Origin of the sequence: Pedobacter sp. KBS0701, assembly GCF_005938645.2 — a bacterium.
In the GTDB taxonomy this organism is placed as follows: Bacteria; Bacteroidota; Bacteroidia; order Sphingobacteriales; family Sphingobacteriaceae; genus Pedobacter.
Genome location: NZ_CP042171.1, coordinates 2,543,290 through 2,560,326 on the forward strand (window position 1 = coordinate 2,543,290; position 17,037 = coordinate 2,560,326).

General features: G+C 43.6%; 12 protein-coding genes. 7 read left to right on the forward strand and 5 right to left on the reverse strand.

Features of this window, described 5'->3' with window-relative positions; translation table 11 throughout:
* Nucleotides 1–3: 3 nt before the first annotated feature.
* Together FFJ24_RS10140 and FFJ24_RS10145 are read right to left on the reverse strand one after the other, a co-directional pair.
* Nucleotides 4–531, reverse strand: a complete 528-nt coding sequence (locus tag FFJ24_RS10140; protein ID WP_138821391.1) for a hypothetical protein — start codon at nucleotides 529–531, stop codon at nucleotides 4–6.
* Between the two features lie 159 nt (nucleotides 532–690).
* Entirely contained in the window at nucleotides 691–1,581 is an 891-nt protein-coding gene (locus FFJ24_RS10145) for an RteC domain-containing protein (RefSeq protein ID WP_138821392.1), read from the reverse strand.
* 397 nt (nucleotides 1,582–1,978) lie between these two features.
* Here FFJ24_RS10145 and FFJ24_RS10150 point away from each other — a divergent pair, with 397 nt between their 5' ends.
* Both FFJ24_RS10150 and FFJ24_RS10155 read left to right on the forward strand, forming a co-directional pair.
* Entirely contained in the window at nucleotides 1,979–2,596 is a 618-nt protein-coding gene (locus tag FFJ24_RS10150; RefSeq protein WP_138821393.1) for a Crp/Fnr family transcriptional regulator, read from the forward strand.
* Between the two features lie 383 nt (nucleotides 2,597–2,979).
* Complete coding sequence (locus tag FFJ24_RS10155) at nucleotides 2,980–3,318, forward strand: hypothetical protein (protein WP_138821394.1); 339 nt, start codon at nucleotides 2,980–2,982, stop codon at nucleotides 3,316–3,318.
* Between the two features lie 23 nt (nucleotides 3,319–3,341).
* Here FFJ24_RS10155 and FFJ24_RS10160 read toward each other — a convergent pair whose 3' ends face one another.
* The gene (locus FFJ24_RS10160) at nucleotides 3,342–3,626 is read right to left on the reverse strand and encodes a hypothetical protein (RefSeq protein WP_138821395.1); all 285 of its coding nucleotides are present in this window, start codon (nucleotides 3,624–3,626) and stop codon (nucleotides 3,342–3,344) included.
* A gap of 695 nt (nucleotides 3,627–4,321) precedes the next feature.
* Between FFJ24_RS10160 and FFJ24_RS10165 the strand changes: the two genes are divergently transcribed.
* From FFJ24_RS10165 to FFJ24_RS10185, 5 genes are all read left to right on the forward strand, one after another.
* Entirely contained in the window at nucleotides 4,322–4,930 is a 609-nt protein-coding gene (locus FFJ24_RS10165) for an RNA polymerase sigma factor (protein WP_138821396.1), read from the forward strand.
* A gap of 64 nt (nucleotides 4,931–4,994) precedes the next feature.
* Nucleotides 4,995–5,969, forward strand: coding sequence for a FecR family protein (locus FFJ24_RS10170; protein WP_168202442.1), 975 nt, complete (start codon nucleotides 4,995–4,997; stop codon nucleotides 5,967–5,969).
* A 186-nt stretch (nucleotides 5,970–6,155) separates the two neighbouring features.
* Nucleotides 6,156–9,293 carry a TonB-dependent receptor domain-containing protein gene (locus FFJ24_RS10175; RefSeq protein ID WP_246862786.1) on the forward strand — a complete coding sequence of 1,046 codons (3,138 nt, stop codon included), beginning with the start codon at nucleotides 6,156–6,158 and terminating at the stop codon, nucleotides 9,291–9,293.
* A 10-nt stretch (nucleotides 9,294–9,303) separates the two neighbouring features.
* On the forward strand, nucleotides 9,304–10,728 hold the full coding sequence (locus FFJ24_RS10180) for a tetratricopeptide repeat protein (protein ID WP_138821399.1): 1,425 nt from the start codon (nucleotides 9,304–9,306) through the stop codon (nucleotides 10,726–10,728).
* Between the two features lie 8 nt (nucleotides 10,729–10,736).
* Entirely contained in the window at nucleotides 10,737–12,080 is a 1,344-nt protein-coding gene (locus FFJ24_RS10185; RefSeq protein WP_138821400.1) for an alkaline phosphatase family protein, read from the forward strand.
* Nucleotides 12,081–12,713: 633 nt separating this feature from the next.
* Here the strand turns inward: FFJ24_RS10185 and FFJ24_RS10190 are convergent.
* Both FFJ24_RS10190 and FFJ24_RS10195 read right to left on the reverse strand, forming a co-directional pair.
* Complete coding sequence (locus FFJ24_RS10190; protein ID WP_138821401.1) at nucleotides 12,714–16,013, reverse strand: TonB-dependent receptor; 3,300 nt, start codon at nucleotides 16,011–16,013, stop codon at nucleotides 12,714–12,716.
* Nucleotides 16,014–16,068: 55 nt separating this feature from the next.
* Nucleotides 16,069–16,974, reverse strand: coding sequence for a fasciclin domain-containing protein (locus FFJ24_RS10195; protein ID WP_168202443.1), 906 nt, complete (start codon nucleotides 16,972–16,974; stop codon nucleotides 16,069–16,071).
* Nucleotides 16,975–17,037: the final 63 nt, after the last annotated feature.

The window sequence follows — 17,037 nt, forward strand, 5'->3', positions numbered from 1 at the left end:
AGGCTAATACCAAAGGTTTTCTAGCTCCTCAGCAGAAAGATGAAAGGCCGCATGCGAATTGATAAATTCATTGATCTGCCTGATCCTGGGATGCGAAGCCATGCCCGGATAATGCTCCTTCACTGCTTTCATCAGTTCCAGAAAATCCCTTTTTGATCCGTCTTCCTTTGCAAGCAGCGAAAACACATTTTTGATTTCTTCCAGCAGATCCGGCACCAGCCCCTGCTGATCCGCTACACCACGCCCTTCGAAATCAACAAAGCCAACCTCTTCCATCCCCACGGAACTCATGCCTTCGGGCAGTTTTGCTTTCCCCATCAGGTCATCTGCCAACGGAATTTCCGCAACAGCAGAAACTGTATGCTGCTGACCGCTGGAAGCCACACGATCAGTCTGCTTTGCTGCATTCCCAACACCTAATTGCCGCTGCTTTCTTTTCAGATAAAAGAACAACAACACACCGCCATACCAAAGCAATCCAAGAACCAATAACGACGCTAAAAATTTGAGAGTAGAAAAACCATGCAACATAACAGCTTAACTTATCTCCCGGCACCCCATTGTACCGGGATTTGATAAAGCAAAGTTGCGCAAGGCCGAAATCTTCCTATCCAACATTGGACAAGTTGGATTACGAATCAACGCTAAAACAGCTAATAACCCACATTATCATACTATCAAAATCGTCTACTAAAAACCATTTCTACGCCTTGCCTTTTCCGGATCATAGGCATCATCCTCATCCATTTTCTTCAGCACCGCCAGCCTCATCATATCCAGAAATGCCGTTTTACTCATTGTTTTTCTTGCCTTAAGGTCATCAAAGCCGCGTTTGGGCACCCTTAGGTTCACCCCGAAAAACGCACCCACCACCTTAAACAATTCCACAATACCGATACTGCCATTATTGACCTGTCCCGTTAAATGGATACCATGTACCAGCTCAATCAGGTGGATATCCTCCCCCGTCCATTTGAACTCGCGCTGCAAACCGCCCAAAGGGTCAACCACCGTCGAAGACAAGGCCCCCCTTCCCGAAAGCGCATGTAACAGCGCCAGGATTTCATTACGCAAACGCTCCTTCGCCAAAAATGAGCTCACCAGCTCTGCCATCGCAGTACCCAGAAACGGCTCATAACCCAGCACAAGCGGCTGGAGCACATTCCCGGGGTCACGCCTGGTGTAAAAAAGTCCATCCAGCATACCGCCATCCAGCCTGAAATAATCATAATGCAGCGTGTTCTGCTCAAAGAACCCCGCAATAGCGCTCAGCTTGGAGAGGTAATATTTCTTTTTTGCCTTCAGCCCGGATTCAGGTACACCTGCCAAAAAATGATGATATGCGGTGTAATACAAGATTAAAGACTTAAACCTGGGATATATGAATTTATAATAACCGATCTCCTCCTGTACATCCAAAGGCGGATGGGCAACTACAAAATCGGTCAGGTCCTTCAGGGCATCCGCAACTGCAGCAATCTGCGCCTTAAGCAGCTGCACAGGAGACAATTCACCCAGGGATAAAGATTCCAGCCGGGCATGAAGTTCACCCAGCAACTTTTCACTAAACTTGTTATACATAGGTTGATATTTAGATAAGTTCCCACCTCGCCCGTTAACCGGCAACAACTCTCACAGGCAGAAAAATGAATTTATCACAGGCAATGGTCTGTTCAAGATATCAGCATTCTCCCACAGCGGTCAGATCCCTTCTTAAATGCTTTTCACTGTACCTATTTCCGGAAGTCCATTTAACCGAAGACGTCCAGTCGCATCACCACACATCGACTCCACTATCTTTACTCATAATCATTATTTTCCAATTCAAATCATAACCAGGAAGCATCAACATCAGCCAGACCGCAATGCGCGGTACTAAACCGCTCTATAAGCCGTTATAAAAAAGTATCCTTTCCGACAGGACAATATTACTCCGTTTAAAAATAACTCTGGTTGATCTGTGACACAATCGATCAAGATGCCACAATTTAACGACCGTGAAGCTGACCTACTGGAAACATTAAGCTTCATCATCCCTCTTCCTACCCCTATGCAAAACCGCGTAAAAGAAGAAAGCCTTATTGAAACTTTTGAACGCAGGAAACTCCTATTATCGCCCGGCGAAACCGCGCGCCGCGTTTACTTTATACGCCGGGGATTCCTGCGCGCCTATTTCATTGACGAGAACGGAAACGAGTGCACGACCTGGTTTACCGGGAAGGGCGATCTGATGATTTCCGTACACAGCTTTTTCGCCCAGCAGCCCGCAAATGAATACATAGAAGTACTTCAGGACAGCAAACTACAGTCCCTTACCTGGCTCCAACTCAATGCCTATTACGCAGACTTCAGCGAAGGTAATCTACTCGGCAGGCTCATCACCCAGAAATACTTTATCCTGAGCGAAGAAAGGGCCATCTTACTGCGCACCCGGAGCCCCGAACAACGCTATGATCTGTTACTTAGCAACCATCCCGAAATTGAACAGGAGACCACCCAGCAGAACATCGCCTCTTTCCTCAACATCAGCCGCGAAACACTTAGCAGAATCCGCCGTAAAAAAAACAGAATGTGTCACCAGACACAAAATCGCTAAAACAGGACCATCATTTTTTTTAATAAAAAGATCCCTGAAAACTAAATTTAGAATCTCACTTGCCGCAGCACTCACACATCTAAACTGGTGAAAGTGGATCGAATGATTGACATACCTAATTCAGGATCGGAAGACGTTTAAGTGAAACCTTTGAAGGCAAGAAGGCTTAAGCATGAGGATAAAACAGGTAATATTGAATGCATAAAATTGGAATATCAAGGGACTGTTTTATAGGCATATGCACAACCTCGTTCGGCTTAAAAGGGTCACGCTATATTCAAATAATCGATTTTGTACAGGTCAGGGATATTAGATTAGCGAAATGTTCAGTGTTGCAATATAGCGTTCGATTTCGGACCCACTTCTATTTATCATGAAAATATATGATATTTACAGTAGGTCGGGCAGCGATCAAAACATTGGACAATCAATCAAAACCAGGAACCATGACTGAAAATTTAAAACAGATCAAAGCAAAAGACCTTAAGGTTGGAAATTATCTGATCAATTTAGGACAAGTTCAGGACATTGATAAAGATCCTGATTATTACCATGTAGTAATCGTAAAACACAATGAAAAACAGCGTTATAAATTTTTACCGGGTGAAGATTTACTGATATTTGAATATATAATCGTCGACGGCCCCATGGAATTCCTTTTGTCTTCTCGAATGAGAGATACCCTGAAGAGCATGTTTACCACCACGCGCATTGAACACTAAGTCAAAACCGGCAGCGGACCAGGCTAGAAGATTAATGGATATTTCATCACAGACTTTAGCTTAGCTAACCAAAGAAAGCCTTTCTTTATTACAATTTTATCTCCTACACTTCCTGTTGATACAGTTTTTAATACAACTACAGCTTTACGAGCTATTGAAGCCGCTGCTGTAGTTGTATTTGCTGCTTGTCTTCCAACCGCATCGCCAAACGATTTTCCATCACTACTAGCAAGAGCCTTTACCCGTTGAACATTACTGATATTGAAATATTCGGAACCAAATTTTACTAAGAAAGCAGTGTTTAGCAAAAACACAACTCAGTTACAAAATCAGCTGTAAGCTCATCAAAAAGGAAATTTAGGTCTGGATAAGCCCGAATAAATACGGTACCTGCAAAGGTTTAATTGGAGTTGTAGAGGAAGGAATCGAACCTTCGGCGTGCTACCAAAAAGCGCTCTACATCGATCGTTTTCTATTGATCGCCGCAAAAGTAGTCCGTTATATTACATTTAAAAGTGTAAACCAAAAGTTTAACAGTTTGATAATATAGCGCTATTCCTGAGTTTTTGCGGATCTGTTCAACTTAAGCAAACGGTGAATGGCATAATTCCTGATAGTAGACCATCTGTTCGGGACCTTGAAAATGTAGATACGTAATTTAACAACAAGTGGGATAGACAGATCCTAATTTTAAAACCGATAAGTCAGAACATCCGTAATGACTTATCGTGATCAACTAACTAAACTTTGTATAATATCAACCAAATATTTACATCGCAAAGGTATGGCCGGATTATAAAGCCAGCATGATTTTTTTGTTAATTTCAGACATGTTGCTCTTTATGGGCAAAAACTAAAATCTTAAATAGCCCTCCAAATTAGCAATTTGGCAGTCAAAACCGCTTCGTGGGAGATGAGGGGATGAAATCTTCGAAAATGATCAGCACATCTTACCTAAAATTAATATGGAGTTCATACTCGCCCCGTAATTTTGCTTCAGTTTATGAATCTATCGTCCGACAGTAGCTTATTTGAATTGATAAAAGCGGGCAATCACCTGGCCTATACCGCTATAATAGACCGGTATTGGGAAGAGTTATATAGACATATATGGTCGAAGATCAAAAACCAGGACGATGCTAAAGATATGGTGCAGGATATTTTTCTGGGTCTCTGGAAAAACCGAACGAGCATTACCATTGAAACAGGTGACAGCCTTGCCCCCTATTTGTTCAGATCGGCTAAATATGCCGTTATCAACCATTTTTCAAGACCAAGAATAACAATTGCCGACGAGGAGGCTTTATCAAAAGCACTACAGGCCGCTTCAACAGTTAAAACCGACGATACATTGCTCATGTGCGAGCTGCAGGATTTGGTAGAAGATGAAGTCAACCTCTTGCCTGCAAGATTACAGGTCCCCTACCGGTTGTCCCGCGAACACGATCTACCGGTCAGGGAAATCGCCAAAAAATTATCTCTTTCAGAACAGACCGTTAAAAACAACATCAGTACGGCTTTGGGCATCATCAGGTTTAAAATGGGCAAATACAATTCGGATGGGTCTATTATACGCGTCCTGGCCGTTGCCTGTTTACTTCATCACAAATAATTGATGTAATGTTAACATCCGCTTAAAGTACCTGATCGTTACTGGGGTGATATCTATGGTAACGATGTCACAATACAAAGATCAAAAAGCGTTAAAATCGGTACTTAAGAAATACCTGGATCAAAGCGTAAGCCCTGCAGAACGCGCTGCCGTCAATTCCTGGTATGAGGGGCTAGGTAAGGAGAACCATGATGTACCCGCCCTGGATCGCCAGGATGCTGCACACAAACTGGGCCGTTCGATCAAAATACACCTGAACAGACAGATTCTCCTTTCAGGCAAAGCAAGCCCATGGTTGCTGTATTTAAAGTATGCAGCTGTATTTCTTGTCCTGTTGGGCACAGGCCTTTTCACCTATCAGAAATACCATTTCCCCATAAAACCGGAACAGGAAGTTACATTTAAGTCAACGCAGCATGCCGCGAAGGAGATTTCCCTGCCTGATGGCTCGGTGGTACTGCTAAACGTAGGAAGTGCACTCACACTAGCCGCCGACTTTGGAACACATGAGCGGAGGGTAAGGCTGACAGGCGAAGCTTTTTTTAAAATAGCAAAAGATAAAAAAAAGCCTTTCATTATAAAATCCAGTATACTTACCACAACAGTACTTGGCACCTCATTCAATATCAATGCCTATCCGGACATGGATCGGATTAAAATTGCGGTTGCCACCGGGAAAGTTAGGGTAGCCAGAAAGACAGCAGCAGGCGAAGAAGTACTTGCCTTGGGAATGACAAAAGACGCCAGTTTAACCTTTGATAAACCTACCGGGACAGTAAACCTTAAAACAGAAGACGCTTCACTGCTTTCTTCCTGGAAAGACAATAAACTATACCTGGATAATGCAACCCTAAGCGAAATTGCAAAGCAGCTTGAAAGATACTATCACCTAAAGGTAGTTTTTAGTCGGGCGTTGGATAAAGGCAAAAGATATACGGTTCGCTTTAACCGGGAACCGGCAAACAGGGTAATGGAAATCCTTTCCCTACTTACCAAAGCGAAATTTACCTACCAAACCAATCAGATCACTATAAAATAAAGATTATGTAACAGGTACTAAAAAATTAAAAAAGCCGGAAATGAGCCAACACTTCCGGCAGGATTAGGGCATTGAAGCAATGCCCGCCATTTCCAATGATCGATTAAAACATTAAAAACTTATTCAAATATGCAAAATTATTACCCGGGTTGCAAACACCCGACATGGTCACTTTTTATCCTAAAAATGAAGCTAACAATAGCCCTTGTTTTTCTTTCAAACGCACTGCTTTTCGCAGGCCCAACTGCGGGGCAGTCTATGAACGACATCAAAATAGATCTTTCGGTAAAAAACCTGCCCTTAAGAAAGGTACTGGATCTGATTGAAAAGAGAACAACCTTTGTAATCGGTTATGAGAACAACCGCTTTACCGAGACAAAAACCTTTAATATCCAGGCCAGGCAGAAATCCGTAGCAGACATACTCCATAAGCTGATGGAAAATTCACCTGTAGAAATCCTGCAGATCAGCAATAAATACATCCTGATCAATACCAAAAAGATCCTGCCTCCGATACTTGTGACGGGCGCAGTTACCGATAAGCGTACCGGAGAAAGTTTACCCGGCGTGAGTATCAGGGTGAAAGGCGGCACCGCAATAACCCAGACTGACAGCAAGGGCAATTACAAGTTGACTGTTCCAACGGATCAGCAGGATGTAATCATCGAAGCCAGGTCGATAGGTTTTAAAAGCAGGGAGTTTGTGGTTGCAAAAAATTCTACAAGCGTAGCCATCAACATCCAGTTGGAAGAAGACCTTTTGGGCCTGGATGAAATTGTTGTTACCGGACAGGGAATAGATGTGAGCAAAAGAAGGCTCTCATCAAATGTGGTGAGCATTTCTGAAAAAGACATCCGGGATATTCCTGCCTCAAGAATTGACCAGTTGTTGCAGTCAAAACTTCCCAACGCTCAAATCAGGTTAACAGGCGGGCAGGCAGGTGCTACTTCCATCATCCGTTCGAGAGGTGTCAATTCAGCTTTCATCAGCTCTACCCCTATTATTTATGTAGATGGGGTAAGGATGGACAACCTGAATACAAGGGCAGCTCTGGGCGGTGGAAGTGCTACAGGTGCCGCCATCAGTTCGATTTCTGATATCCCAATGGACAATATAGAAAAGATCGAGTTTGTTAACGGCGGTGCCGCAACTACCCTGTATGGTTCTGATGCAGCCAACGGCGTGATCCAGATCATCACCAAAAAAGGTGGAGCCGATAAAACCGACATCACTTTGGAAACCCAGTTGGGCATTGAAACACCGACAACAGATTACCTCCACTTTAAACGCACAAGGGACCTGCTGATGCAGGATGGTTTTTATCAGAAACACAATCTCTCCCTGAACGGTGGCGATGGCAAATTCGGCTACAGTTTCTCGGGCGGCTACCAGAACAGTACGGGTACGCAGATCCACGATCAGAACAGCAACAGGAGGATTGACCTTAGGACAGGCCTCAGGGCTTCTTTAGGTACAAAAGTAACTTACGAAAGTTCATTCAGTTACATCAGCAACAAATACAAAAGAAGCCGTAATGGAAACCAGGGCGGTTATACAGGCCTATGGTTTGCTGAGAGCGGAGCATCATCCATCACAGGGCCAAGGTTTAAGAGTGACCTCGATGCGATGACCGACGATGAGTTTGCGGCTATCAAAGCCTATGTAGATAAAGCAGAAGCCCTCCAGAACAACGGTATCAATGTAAACAGGTTCCAGACTTCACAGGTATTTAAATATCAGCCATTAAAGAACCTGACCTTCAAAGCTACCGGAGGAGTAGATTACCGTGCCCAGCGACAAAACATCATCACCACCAACGAGTACCTTTCGCATACCACTAATACCGCCATTACCAATCAGGGTAGCATCGACAATTTTGACAGGAACTATCTTGGCCTCACCTTCGAATTTAATGGACAGTATGAAGCCAAGGTTGGCGATTTCTCTTTCATTACTACTGCTGGCGGACAGCTCTTCCGTAACGAAGACCACCAGATCCAGTACACCGGAACCAATATCAGGGACGGTGCCCAGACCATCAGCATTGCAGCAACCCGTACAGGTGATGAGTATTATTCTGCTGTAACGAGTTACGGAATCTATCTGCAGGAGAATGCAGGTTATAAGAACAAAATCTTTCTTGATTTAGGCTTGCGTGGCGACGGGAACTCGGCTTTTGGAAAGAACATTGGTATCCAGTATTATCCCAAAGTTGGACTTTCTTACATTCCGAGTGCAGAAAAGTATTTCCAGTCTGTTTCAAAAGTGTTATCATCCGCTAAAATCCGCGGTAACTATGGTATTGCAGGTAACTTTCCTACCCCTTTTGCCAATGAAAGAACAATCTCTTTTATCGGTTTTAACGGCGAACAGGCAGCCTCGTTCGGCCAGGCGGGCAACAGCGATTTAAAACCAGAAAAAACCACAACCATTGAAAGTGGCATTGACCTTGGTTTTTTAAATGACAGGATTATCATTTCGGCCGGATTTTACCATTCCATCACAAAAGATGCCTTATTCGTAGTTCCGCCAGCACCTTCAACCGGACAGACCAGTCAATTACAGAACACAGGAAGAATCTTAAACCGTGGACTGGAATTCAATACTGTTTTAACCCCGATCAAAACGACCAACACCAGTCTGAGGTTCAATCTGTCTGTAAATACCTTGTACAACAAAGTAATCAGTTCTGGTGGTGCAGCACCATTCAACATTAACGGTTTTAGTGCAAGAACGGTACAAACAGTAGTACAGGAAGGTTATCCGATCGGATTTATCAGAGGAAACTATGGAGTGTTTGATGACCAGGGTTTGCTTGTGAGCACCACTGCACAACAAAACCTGGGCACAACAGTACCAGATCTGTTCGGTAGCATGGGTATTAATTTCCAGTACAAATCATTTAATTTCTTTGCCAATGCAGATTACCAGAAAGGCGCTTATGCCGTTTCTTTCGATAGGCAGTTCAGGTTTAATTATGGCACCTCAACTGAAGGAATCCCTCAGGCAGAAATCGATAAGAGTGGCAGAACAAGATGGCTTGATATCACCAATAGGTTTGTAGAAAAAACTGATTATATCAAAATCAGGACCATTGGCATAGGCTATAACTTTAAACCTGCCGCATGGAAAAAAGCCGTTAAAAGCATCAATTTAGGTTTTTCGGTAGTTAACCCGCTAAATTTCGCTACTTCGAGCTTTGATCCGGAAACAACCATCAGTGGAAGTGCCCAGGGACAGAATGGTGCCACAACGGGAGGTATATCGTATTCTACCTATTCGGCACCAAGACAGTTTGTAGGTTCACTAAGAGTAAATTTTTAACGATAAACACATGAAAACATATATAAAAAACTTTCTTACAGCAACAATAGCATGTATCCTGCTTGCAGGCTGCGCAAAAGACAACCCCAACATTACTGATGAGGTTTATTTGACCACAACCAACGTAGCAACCACCTGGTTGTCGGGATTAAAGCGTCAGATGGCGCTGACCATGAACCAGGTCATCGTGAATACAGAGCTGGTATCAGACAATTATTTCAACAACAGAACCCTGAGCAACAAAGTGTTTGATATTCCGCAGATCGACAATTTTGACCTGGATGTGAACAATATCCAGTCTGCAATTCAACGCTTGCGGGAAATGTCAGAATACGGCCTGACTACAGTAGCTGATGCCGATAAATCAACCACTCCGGTACAAAAAGCAGAAATGTATTTTATAAATGCTTATGCGCATGTGCTAAGTGGAGAATTGTTTACAGGTCTCCCAGGTACCGCTAAAGGGGCTGTGCTTTCCCCAGCCCAACATTATGCAATGGCGATTTCCTCCTTGGATCAGGCGATTTCCTTACAAACCAACGCTACTGAAAAAGCAGCATATACACTTTTGAAGGCGAGGGTTTATTACGATCTTGGCGATGCGGCACAGGCAAGAACATTTGCAACGGCAGTAATGGCAACCCCATTATTACTGAAACAACAGGTTTTTGATGGGCAGAATTCAGCTTCAAATGATTTTCAAACCTATCTTTTCTCTTCAACAACCAATGAGTTTGCGCCACTTCCCCGTCTGGACTTTCTGGATCCGAAATATTATAATACCGGAACGATTGCGCTCGACCAGAAACCGGTAAGTTACCTCAAAGGTGAAGAAGCTTATCTGATTTTGGCCGAAATCCAGGTTTCCAGTAATGATCTTACCGGTGCAAAAACAACTTTAAAAAATCTGTTGACAGATGTAATTGCCAAGAGACCAGTTGCTACTTTTAGTGATGTAAAAGAAACGCGGAACGGCGGTAACCGAAACGACTACCCCTTGACCGCGGTGAAGGTAAAGTTTGATGATACTGATGTGGAACGTGCTGGTTATGTATTAGACAGAAAAACAGCCAACATTAATATTTCAACAATTTCAGGCACAAAAGTAACCGCAGCAGATATCGATGCTGCAAGCACCCAAGATGCGCTGTTGTACCTTGTTTATAGAATGAGACAGGAAATTTTCATTTCCGAAGGAAGAAGGATGACCGATCTGGGCATTAAATTTCCAGTCTCCCAAACTGAACAATTAAACAACCCAAATGTAAAACCTAGTGACCTTATTGCGCAGATTCCTTCGTTTATCCCTAAAAACAGGGGAATGGATGATTTTACCAATAATACTGCAAGTGGCGTAGTTACCATGAAATATGACATGAACAAAGTGCTGGTTGACAATAAAACAGCAAAAGAAATTTTCCCATTTATTAATTGATTAAAGAAATGAAACCGAACATTTTTAAAAATACAATAGTCCTGATCTTCCTTATCGCCATTTCTATCAGCACACAGGCGCAAACAGCTAAATACGTGGTTTTGGTGAGCATTGATGGTTTCCGCCCTGATTTTTACCTGGACAAAAGCTGGCCAACGCCAAATCTGCAGCAGCTCACGGCAAACGGATCTTATGCAAAAGGTGTGCGCTGCATTTTCCCAAGCGTAACTTACCCTTCACATACCACCCTGATCACCGGCACTTTCCCTGCCAAACATGGCATTACTTATAACACCATGCCAAATGAGGACAACAAATACGAATGGACTACTGATGCCAAAAAAATTAAAGCAGAAACGCTTTGGCAGGCTGCCAGAAAAAAAGGGTTAAAATCTGCATCTGTTTCCTGGCCGATATCAGTTGGCGCAGAGATAGACTATAATTTACCTGAAATTTGGTCAGAAACCAATATGGCCGATCGTAAGAGCGCAATCTCCATACTGGCAACCCCTAAAGGCTTGCTGGAGGAAATGGAAAAATATGCCATTGGAGATGTCGATATGGAGGATTTAAACCTGAGTTCTTTGGCTATGGATGAGAATAACAGCCGTATGGCGGCTTATATCCTTCGAAAATACAAGCCGAGCCTGTTAAGCATACATATTGCGGGAGTTGATGGTGCAGAGCATAAAGAAGGGAGATCTGGTGACGGCGTAAGCAGGGCTGTCGCATCGGCAGACCATGCAGTAATGAACTTAATGGATGCTATTAAAAAAGCGGGAATTCAAGATAGCACGACCATCATCATCACTGGGGATCATGGTTTTGTTAACATAGAAAAAACACTTTCCCCTAATGTCTGGTTAACCGAAATGGGCATTGACAGTAAAGTGGGGAAAGAAGAACCTGTGGCTAAGTTCCAGTCCGCCGGCGGCTCTGCTTTTTTTCATCTTAAAAACAGTAAAGACTTAACTCTGTTTAAAAAAGTCCGTCAGAAATTAACTGATTTACCTGCAGAATACAAGCAGATGTTTCGGATTGTGGAACGTGATGAGCTTACTAAAATCGGAGCAGATCCACACGCTAGTTTTGCATTGGCTGCATCCAATGGTGTTTATATCCAGGACGCCGCTACAGGCCCCCTTTCAGTTTCGAAAAAAGGCGGTGCACACGGTTATTTCCCAGATAGCCCGGAAATACGCACCGGTTTTATCATCGCCGGAGCAGGAATAAAAAAAGGAGTTGTCATAGAATCTATTAACCTGGAAGACGTGGCACCGACTGTTGCCAGAGTACTTGGTTTTTCCTTAACGAATCCTGATGGGAAAGCATTAACACAATTTCTAAAATAGTATTGTCTTGAAATCTGTCAAAAGCCCCATCATGATTGGGGCTTTTTTGATTGCCAAAAGAAAGGATTTTCGCCCGCTTTAGTATACTGACCCAAACCACATATATAAGCTTTACGGGGAATAATTCCCCTAGTAATTTACATTTTTTTTCCTTTTAATCCCCGAAAAATTGTTAACATTACCATTTATGAAATAGCAGAGCGTTTTCATTTCCGGACAGTAAACGTACGCTATCGGACAATGCAAGTAATTTAGCGAAAGTGACCATTTAAATCACTATACTTCCATTTTGAGATTTGTTATTAATGGATCTAGTGGTTGTTGATCCTAGACAAATACTGCAGTAGTTCATCTAGACCGTGATGAACATGCAGTTAAATTGGAAAAGGAGAAATCTAAAAATAAAAAGGACTTTTTCAGGTAAACCAGGAACTATTAAATGCCCCAATATGAGAATAGCAATAAAACCATGATCCACTGATATGAAATTTCTGCTGTCTAGCTGGAAATATTACGGCTTCGGACAGCTCATATTTATCTGAGTTCACTGTTCCCGTTATTAAAGTGTTCTAAATAAGGCAGGCCTCTTTTGGTGCCTGCCTTTAGATCTAACCAATTTGCTTTAAACTTAGTTTAAAAAGTGTATCTCGCCCCAACCTGCATCTGCCATCTCGAAGCCAATGGATCAACCGAATAAGGTTTACCCGGAGCGACAAACTGATAGAGCGGATAACCTTGGGATGACTTTGCCGGTATATAAAGTACTAAACCAACGCTTGAAGTAGAATTATAGGTATTTGGTGAGAAATACACTTTTCCCCAATTCTTGTTCATCAGGTTGGTAAAGTTCATCACATCAATACTGATTGTTAGGGTTTGTTGAGCTGAGGTGGCTTTATCAGTATTAAAATTGATGTCTTGTGAGAAGTGAAAATCGGCATTATTGTTCCATGGTGTTCTCGCTGCATTACGTTCGGTGAACCCACCCCTGCGCGAACTCAGGTAGTCATTATCATCAATAAAACGATCAAAGGCATCGGCCTGCTGCTGTACCGTTTGTGTTGATGTTGCAGCAAAGAAGTTCGCTGTTTCTCCTTTTGCCGGGATATAGGCCAGGCCGATCTGTTGCGGCGTATTTTGTGGTGTATAATTCACAAAGCCATAAGTGAAGGGACTGCCCGACTGTGCGGTAACAAATAATGAAAAATTGCTCGCCCACCTCTTGTTCCAGGCTTTGCGGTAGCTGGCACTAAGCACAATGCGATTGCGGATATCAAAATTGGAATTCGCCAGCTGCGGATCATTGGGATTTAATGCCTGGTTTAATTGCCAGTTGGATTCAAAAGAGTTACGGATACCGTTTGACAGGTCTTTAGATTGTCCATAAGTATAGGCAGCAGAAAACCCAAAGCCGTTATCGAAGTTTTTAGAAACTTGTCCGGTAATGCTGTATCGGTAACCCTCCGGGGTGTTGCTCATTTCGTAAGCATTCGCGAACTGCGGGTTGCGCGAATTTTGGCCCGGAAAAACAGGCTGTCTGCGTTTGGTGGCTGCAGTATCATAAGCAAAGTAAGTTGGGTTATCTGTAAGGTTTACCTGCTTGAAAATTACGTCTTTTATGGTTTTGGTATAAATTCCTTCAACGGTGTATTTAAGGCCATTTTGGTCCTTATAATCCAATGCCAGACTTCCGCGGATTACTTTGGGCATCGTAAAATCGTTAGCGATCACATCTACCTGTGTTTTACCGGCATTCACATCGTTGGTGATCTGCCCGTTCTGCCCGGCAAAACCGCCGATACCTGTACCCGCCTGGTGCTTAAGCGGGTCGCCGTTAAAAACATAAGGTGGATTGCCATTGCTTCGCTGATCGTAAGCGCCAAAGGTATCGCCATTATTGTAGAAGGCATAGCCCAGCCAGGCGAACGGGATCCGCGAAGTGAACATGCCCAAACCGCCGCGCAACACCAAAGTTTGATCACCGCGGGCATCAAAACGAAAGCCCAACCTGGGAGATACCTGCACTTTACCCAAATACTTCCCGCTGATCTGGTTCAGGGGGCTATAGGTGTAGGTTGTGCCAAAATAGGGATCGGTAAAAGCATTATGTGTCTTCTCGCTTAACATTTGTTTGGTAGGAATATCCTGGTAATCAAACCTGATGCCAGGGGTAATCCTGAACCTGTCTGTAATTTGTATTTCATCCTGAATATAGGCGCTGTAAAAATTAACGTTAAACTTTGCCCCGGGGTTATCCAATAAATAGTCGCGGCTGTTGTTGGTGTAACTGTAACTCCCCTGTACTCTTTGCGGGTTGTTAGTCAGGAAGTCGTCGATACTTTGATATGTGACCCTGCCGTTCCAGGCGTTCACAAAGCCGTAGTTGATCCGATATAACTCGTTGTGTGTACCAACAGTTAAGGTATGCCTGCCTAAATTCCACACTAAATTATCGGTAATCTCCATAGTACTTTGTTTCATATTGAAGATGGATGCCTCCCTGTCTGTGCCGAAAAAGATAGTGCTTCCCGGCGTACGGCCAACGATCTGCACCTGCGGAAAAGATGGATCGCTGGTTGGGGTACGGTAATCGTGTATATTGCTGTAACCAATTACCGCACTGTTTGAGAAATTGTTGTTAAACCTGGTTTTCAGTTCCGCAACGGTAGAGTTTTGGTTGTTGTTCTGTTTGTAAGCGATACTGCCAAAACGGAAATTCAGCTGATCGCGCTCCATATTAACGGCATCAGAACGGATATAATTATTGCGGACGGAAAGCTGGTTCTTGTCATTAATGTTCCAATCCAGGCGGTTAAAGAATTTTATTGAGTTGGAGCTGGCGTTGTATTGGCCTGCCACACCCGGGTCGAAACCGTAATTTTTGATTGAATAATCGATGATCTTTTGTGTATCGGATGCGCTCAAAATACCAGATGCAGCCGGGCTGCCCGCTACCTGTAACACCGGGTCGCGGCGGCGGGTAATTTCCTCATTCGTAAAAAAGAAAAGTTTGTTCTTGATGAGCGGAAAACCGAGTCTGAAACCGCTTTGGTAGTCATAAAAGGCCGAAGGGAGTTTCTTGTCCAATTCGGTGCCGGTGTGGTCAGGCCCTACTAGTGCAGCATTACGTCCGAAACCGTAAACCGAGCCATTTACGGTGTTGGTACCCGAGCGCGTTACCGCGTTTATACTGCCACCGGTAAAGTTACCGATCTTTATATCATAAGGGGCGATGTAAACCTGGATGTCTTCGATGGCATCCAACGATACCGGGTTGGTGCGGGTGGATGAGCCGGGCATGCCCGAAGCCCCCGTTTGTCCGCCGGCCGAGGGGCTAAAACCGATGGCATCATTGTTAACGGCACCATCGATGGTTACGTTGTTATACCGGAAGTTGGTACCGGCGAAGGAATTGTCCTTTGAGACCTGTGGCACCAGTTTGGTAATATCGGTAATGCTGCGGCTGATGGTTGGCTGGTTGCGGATCTGATCACGTGAGATATTTTGCCCCGTGCCATAGTTGTTGGCTTTCGGAACGGATTTCTGCGCTTTAACAACGACCTCATTCAATGTTTTAGTGTTATCGCCCATTACAAAGTTAAGTGTCAGTGCTTCGCCCAAACTGATCTTTTCGATGGTTCGGTTCTCGGCATTCATCCCTAAAAACTTTACCTCGATGGTGTACGGACCACCAACACGCAGACCGGGAAGGTTATAACGCCCATCGGTTCCGGTAGAGGTGGCATAACGGGTACCCGAGGCCGTATGTACAGCGGTAACGGAAGCACCAGGTAAAGATTGATTGGTAGCATCCAGCACCTGGCCCCGTAAACCACCGCTGGTTTCCTGTGCACAGGCATTTATGGTTTGCAGACAAGCCAGTATGCTGAAAATAAGCGCAAATAGGCCGCTATAAGTATATTTATATTTCATTTAAATATTTTTTACAGTATGTTTAAAGTACGTCGTGAATCAAGAGTTAAATAACTTATCGTTGTACAAAAGCCTGGTCGATAACATGCAATACACCATTACTGGCTATGATATCCGGTTGGGTAATATGTGTTGGCGATACATTTCCCTTTGAAACAAGGGTCATTCCATCTGCAAGCACGTAAAGAAATTCGCCGTTGAAGTTATAACCACCTTTAAAATTAGCTGTTAGATTCACATCAGGGCTGATATAGGCATTGTCGAGAATCCAGTTTTTAAGTTTATCCGGGTCCTCATTTTCAATATCGGCTTCAGAATGATAGCCCAGCTTGTTCCAGGCATTATTATCCGGAGCAAGCACGGTTATGGGCCGGCCATCGAACCACCACCCGGTTTTAACCATTACATCATTACCGCCTCGTTTAAGTGCTGCCAGGAATAAGCTGAGATTAGGCATACCGGCAATGGTGTTATATAAGTTACCCGCAGGAAGCAATGGCAGACGCTGGAGTTCATGTATTACGCCATCATTTAAGCTGATGCTTCCTTTTGCGGAAACCGGTATCCCGTTAAAAAATATACCGTAATAATTTTTAGTCACCGTAGGCCGATAGTCTGGGTTTGCACAGGTAACCGCCTGGCTATAAAAGCCAAGTAAGCTGGTGCTGCTAAGCTTACCATTAACAATACTGTATTTTAATAGCGCTGCCAGGTCTGCAGGGTTCTGTTTTTCGATATTTTCCAAATTTAAACCAGCCTTGATAAAGGCACTGTCTATGGGTACAAAAACGGTGAAGGGGCCTTCATTGCTAAAAGTAGCTTCATTATATATCCCTGCGCGTTTTAAAGCCGCACGGTAGAAGTTAAAATGTTTTCCGGTATCAATATACTGGTACAATGTTGGCGTAGCCTTATTGAAATTTTCAAGATTGTCTTTTTTACAGCTGGTAAATAGTGACAAAAGCAAGCAAGTGATACTGGAAAAAAGAATTGAGATATGATGCTTTGAATGTGGATATGACAT

Bases quoted from the DNA above. Each gene is read 5' to 3' on its own strand.
- FFJ24_RS10140 (WP_138821391.1), bottom strand. From the start codon at position 531: ATGTTGCATGGTTTTTCTACTCTCAAATTTTTAGCGTCGTTATTGGTT.
- FFJ24_RS10145 (WP_138821392.1), bottom strand. From the start codon at position 1,581: ATGTATAACAAGTTTAGTGAAAAGTTGCTGGGTGAACTTCATGCCCGG.
- FFJ24_RS10150 (WP_138821393.1), top strand. From the start codon at position 1,979: ATGCCACAATTTAACGACCGTGAAGCTGACCTACTGGAAACATTAAGC.
- FFJ24_RS10155 (WP_138821394.1), top strand. From the start codon at position 2,980: ATGATATTTACAGTAGGTCGGGCAGCGATCAAAACATTGGACAATCAA.
- FFJ24_RS10165 (WP_138821396.1), top strand. From the start codon at position 4,322: ATGAATCTATCGTCCGACAGTAGCTTATTTGAATTGATAAAAGCGGGC.
- FFJ24_RS10170 (WP_168202442.1), top strand. From the start codon at position 4,995: ATGTCACAATACAAAGATCAAAAAGCGTTAAAATCGGTACTTAAGAAA.
- FFJ24_RS10175 (WP_246862786.1), top strand. From the start codon at position 6,156: ATGAAGCTAACAATAGCCCTTGTTTTTCTTTCAAACGCACTGCTTTTC.
- FFJ24_RS10180 (WP_138821399.1), top strand. From the start codon at position 9,304: ATGAAAACATATATAAAAAACTTTCTTACAGCAACAATAGCATGTATC.
- FFJ24_RS10185 (WP_138821400.1), top strand. From the start codon at position 10,737: ATGAAACCGAACATTTTTAAAAATACAATAGTCCTGATCTTCCTTATC.
- FFJ24_RS10190 (WP_138821401.1), bottom strand. From the start codon at position 16,013: ATGAAATATAAATATACTTATAGCGGCCTATTTGCGCTTATTTTCAGC.